Here is a 4,558-nt window from a genome sequence, read left to right as displayed (position 1 = left end):
CGGGCATGGTCACCTCCACCAAGGGGAAGGCCAGGTCACGCCCTGGGTGTTGTTCATCATTTTTGTGCTCGGCCCCTGTGAGCCACTCATTCCGCTCCTCATGTACCCGGCAGCTGGGCACCACTGGACTGCGGTGGTAGGCGTCACCGCCGTGTTCGGCACGGTGACCGTCCTGACCATGCTCACCATCGTCGGGCTGCTGGCCCGCGGTCTGCTCTCCGTGAAGACGGCGGGCTTGGAGCGCTTCTCGCATGCCCTTGCCGGGGCGATCATCGCCGTGTCTGGTTTAGCAATAAAGTTCCTCGGACTGTAACAATCTCGCGCCTCCTGCGTCTTGAGAGGTGAGGCCCGATGAGACAGGCGCACTTCACAACAGCGGTTCTGGCGTACAAGGATCGCATCTACAGCCAGGCGTACTACTTCCTCGGAAACCGTCCGGACGCCGAGGATGTGACGCAGGAGGTGCTGCTGCGCGCCTGGCAGCATTTCGATGCTATCCGCAAGCCGACCCTGAAGGCCTGGCTCATGCGGGTCACGCACAACTTGTGCATCGACACCCTGCGGCGGCACAAGGCGGAGCGCGCAGTGGTGAGCGATGAGGAGCTTGGCGAGGCCACGAAGGCAGTTCCTACCCAGGAGGTTGAACACGATCCACACAGCGTGGCGGAACGCCAGGAGCTGAGGGATTGCCTGGAGGAGGGGATTCGACGCCTTCCCCCTCGCCTGCGGAGTATCATCATCATGCGTGAACTGCTGGACATGAGGTACGAGGAGATAAGCGCGGCGTTGGGCATACCCATCAATTCGGTCAAGGTGTACATTCATCGCGGACGCAAACAGCTGCGCGCGGCCCTCGGGGAGATGGCCGAGGAGGTCAGAAGATGAGGCAGACGGCTCCTCGAAAACATCCAGGTCCCATGCTCGATGCTTACCTCGACGGGGAGCTCACGCGGCGAGAGCGGCGCGAGGTGGAGAGGCACTTGCGCACCTGTCCGCGCTGTCGCGCCGAGCTGGAGGCGAACGCGGCCCTCCGCGCCAGTCTGCGCACCTTGCCCGTGCTTTCATGCCCTGAAGGCGTGATGGAACGCCTGCCGCTGCCAGGGAGGGCCCAGCCGGCGCGCAAACGAGTGTTGGCACTGCGTCCGCGCCTCGCCTGGCGACTGGCCTTGGCGGGAGCTGCCGCAGCAGTGGCGCTGTTCTTGGTCATCCGCCGTCCGGCTCTGCCGCCGCAACCGGAGGAGTCCGCCTACAGCCCTGAGCAAGTGGTTCGCGCGCGTCACGATGTGGAGCTGGCGTTTGCCTACGTCAACCACGCGCTCAGGCTCACCGAACGCACTTTGCAAGAAGAGGTCCTGCCGTCGCAGGTGGTTGAACCGCTGAAACGGGGCGTCTCGACTGCCTTCGGCGTGTTGACACAGGAGGGAATCCAATGATCAGAGGATCGAGTTTGCTTGCCGCTCTGGGAGTTGCCCTGGCGGTAGGCGTAATACCGTTGCTTGCTCAGGAAGACGAAGAGCTCAGGAAGCATCCTGGCTACGTGGACTTTTCCCAGCTTCCCATCCCAAGCGAAGGCGAAGAGATCGTCGAGGTTTACATCCGCGGTCCACTCCTGCGCCTGGTGGCTAAGGCTGCTGGCGAGGAGGACGAAGCACTCGCGAGAACGCTGTCCAAATTGCTCTTGGTGCGAGTGAACACTTTCGGAACCGACAGCGTCACGGCTCTTGCTCTGCAGCCACAAATCGCCAAGATCGAGCAGGAGCTGGCCAAGAAGCGCTGGGAGAAGGTGGTCCGCGCCAAGGACCGCAGGGGGGAGACCGCCCACGTCTATCTCAAGATGGAGGGCGAAAAGATCCTTGGCTTGCTGGTCATGGCCGTGGAGCCAGGAGGGGAGGCGGCCTTCGTCAACATCGTGGGGGAAATCGACATGGAGGCCATTGGGAAGTTGGGCAAGAAGCTGGACATCCCGGCACTTGAAGGCGTGAAGACGAGCGAGCGGCCCAAGTAGGCGGGAGGACCGCATGGGCATAGTCCGCAAATGTTTGCTGTTGCCGCTGGCGGCACTTCTGGTGGCCGGATGTGCAGACGTTGACTGGAATTTCCGCCATGTGCGCGACACGGTCCTCCGCTCCTCAGGCGCCAGAGAGGTGAGGACGGTCTTCCAGCTCAGCCTAGGGCCCGGTTCTCTGTGGCTGACCGGAGCAATCGCTCACTTGGCCTCTTCCGGGGATGAAGCGGCGGCGTTGCTGCTGGATATCCGCAGCGTGCAGGTGGGCATCTATCAGCTGCGTGACTGCGGTGAACAGGCCGGGGCGATAAAGTCCGTGGAGCGAAGCCTCACCCGGCGGGGCTATGAGCCGATTGTCAAGGTCAGGGGCCGGAAAGAGGCGACCATGGTCCTGGCGCATCTGCGCAAGGAGCGCCTGGATGCCCTGTTTGTTATTGCCATGGATGGCGACGAGCTGGTGCTGGTCGAAGTGCGGGGACGCCTGGAAAGGGTGATGGAAGAAGCAGTGCGCAGCCGTGGCCTGCATGCCAAGCGGGCCGTGTCCCGCCCTCCCACAGACGCTGTGTTGTGACGCGCGGCAGGAGTCGCGCATCCTGCACGCCGGGTGGCGAAGCCAAGCGGCCGCGGCTGCAATCTGGCGGTCCCTCTTGATGAAGTGGGGGGAGAACAAACGCGCGGTCGTCTTTCGCTTGTGCCGAACAGGAGAAAGGCCATCAGTTCCAACACAGGCAGGGTTTGCCGATGTGAAGAGTTGACCCCCCGAGTTAGAAGCGAACCTCGCTCTTGCTCTGCGGATCCGTGATGTTGCTTACGGCTACATGTGACCCTCGAGACGGTTGCCTTCCCAATCTTCCAACTTAACCATAGCGATGCCCGCAAAAACCGTTTGACTTTCTCCGCTCATAGGCCTATATTGTATCACGAAGGCGGGCCTTGCTGCGCCACGTTAAGGCCGTGACCTTCCTTCTGCCGGGGGAAGAACCATGGCGCATGTTTTTCAGTTAACGCGGAGGGAACCATGAAGAACCGCAGCGTGATGATTGCTGTCGCCCTGGGTTTGTGCACAGCAATAGCCGGGGTGGCCACGGCCATCGACTGGGCAGAGCTGGTCAAGCAGGCCCGCGCTCGTCACGAGCGCCTGCAGGCCGAGATCAAGGACCTGACCCTGCAGCAGGTGACGGAGAACATCACTGAACAGGGGAAGATGCAGTCGCAGATGACGATCTACACCAAGGGAGAAAAGTCCCGGGCCGAGGTGCAGACAGAGCTCGGGCCAGGCATGGGCAAGATGGAGACCATTGTCATCGGCGACGGTAAAGACTACTGGCTGGTCTCCCCCATGATGGGCACTCAGAAGGTGTCGCGGGAGGAAGGCGAGAAGTACGCGAGCGACCAGGAATGGTGGGATCGTTTCACCACCGACGCGCGCGTGGTGGGCGAGGAGAAGGTGAACGGCCGCGCCTGCTATGTTGTGCAAGGCACACCGAAGGAAGGGTCGCCTTTCTCCAAGTTGTGGATTGACAAGGATTTCTTCCTCCTCGTCAAGGCCGAGGGAAAGGTCGAGGGGATGGGAAAGTCGATGAGCATGCAGTGCTCTGACTTTCGCGCCGTGCACAAAGACTTTGAGATCCCCTACCGCACGGAAGTCTACTTTGAAGGCAAGCTGGCGAGTACGACGCGCGTGACCTCGGCGAAGGTCAACACCGGCCTGGCGGATGACCTTTTTGACCCCAAGAAGGCGAAGCCCAAGGGCCCCAGCATGAAAGACATGATGAAGATGATGGAGCGCCAGCAGCCATAGCTGCCCTGCCGATGACGCACACAGCAGGGAAAAGGGCAAACCGATCGGCCCAGGTGTCGAGCACGGAGTAGCGGGCATGCTGAGAAGGCGAAGACCTCGCATCTTCTCCGGAGGGGACCCTGGCATGGGTTGATCGACTTGCCCTATTAGCTCAAAGTACAGGCCGCCGGTTGGCCTGGAGAAAGCGACCGTTTCACGACAGAGGGAGGACATGAGTATGAATCGTGACGCCTCCGATATGGACGGCCGACGCCGGGCCTACCTGAAGGCCATGCTCGCCAAAGACCCCAAGGAGCTCAAGTTCTGTGTGCTCGGCGCGGGTCATGGGGGATTGGCCATGGCTGGGCACCTGGCCATCATGGGATTCCAGGTCAACCTCTTCAACCGCGGAAGGCGACGCATTCAGCCGGTCCAGGAGAGGGGCGGCATCCGGTTAGAGGGCGAAGTGAAAGGCTTTGGCAAAGTGGCCGTGGCCTCTACCGATGTCGCCGAGTGCTTAGAGGGGGTGGATGTGCTGATGGTAGTGGTGCCCGCTACTGGCCATCGCTACATGGCTGAAGTCTGCGCGCCGCACATCAAGCCTCACCAGATCGTGGTGCTGAACCCAGGGCGCACCGGCGGCGCGCTGGAGTTCCATCACGTGTTGCGCGAGCGTGGCGTGGAGGAGCTGCCTTTTATCGCCGAGGCCCAGACATTCCTCTACGCCTCCCGGGCACTCGGCCCAGCACACGCCAAGATTTTTTCCGTCAAGG

Annotated in this window: 7 protein-coding genes; all 7 read left to right on the top strand. The window is 61.8% G+C overall.

Annotation, left to right across the window (positions count from 1 at the left end):
• Positions 1 to 313 (top strand): hypothetical protein (locus H5U38_05640; GenBank protein MBC7186498.1); only part of this gene is annotated, 313 nt, incomplete at its 5' end.
• Between the two features lie 38 nt (positions 314 to 351).
• Positions 352 to 885: an RNA polymerase sigma factor gene (locus H5U38_05635; GenBank protein MBC7186497.1), complete on the top strand. Its 534-nt coding sequence runs from the start codon at positions 352 to 354 to the stop codon at positions 883 to 885.
• Positions 882 to 1,433, top strand: coding sequence for a zf-HC2 domain-containing protein (locus tag H5U38_05630; GenBank protein MBC7186496.1), 552 nt, complete (start codon positions 882 to 884; stop codon positions 1,431 to 1,433). The genes H5U38_05635 and H5U38_05630 overlap by 4 nt, the downstream gene beginning before the upstream one ends.
• Positions 1,430 to 2,005 (top strand): DUF4252 domain-containing protein, encoded by a 576-nt coding sequence (locus H5U38_05625; GenBank protein ID MBC7186495.1) that lies wholly within the window; start codon positions 1,430 to 1,432, stop codon positions 2,003 to 2,005. The genes H5U38_05630 and H5U38_05625 overlap by 4 nt, the downstream gene beginning before the upstream one ends.
• Positions 2,006 to 2,018: 13 nt before the next feature.
• Positions 2,019 to 2,576, top strand: coding sequence for a DUF4252 domain-containing protein (locus H5U38_05620; GenBank protein ID MBC7186494.1), 558 nt, complete (start codon positions 2,019 to 2,021; stop codon positions 2,574 to 2,576).
• A gap of 447 nt (positions 2,577 to 3,023) precedes the next feature.
• Positions 3,024 to 3,806, top strand: a complete 783-nt coding sequence (locus H5U38_05615) for an outer membrane lipoprotein-sorting protein (protein ID MBC7186493.1) — start codon at positions 3,024 to 3,026, stop codon at positions 3,804 to 3,806.
• Positions 3,807 to 4,023: 217 nt separating this feature from the next.
• On the top strand, positions 4,024 to 4,558 hold a 535-nt coding region (locus tag H5U38_05610), incomplete at its 3' end, for an NADP transhydrogenase subunit alpha (protein MBC7186492.1).

The organism is Calditrichota bacterium (genome assembly GCA_014359355.1).
GTDB lineage: Bacteria > Zhuqueibacterota > Zhuqueibacteria > JANLFK01 > Oleimicrobiaceae > Oleimicrobium.
The sequence above is the reverse complement of the archived record's forward strand: the minus strand, read 5'-3'. Positions and strand labels throughout refer to the sequence as shown.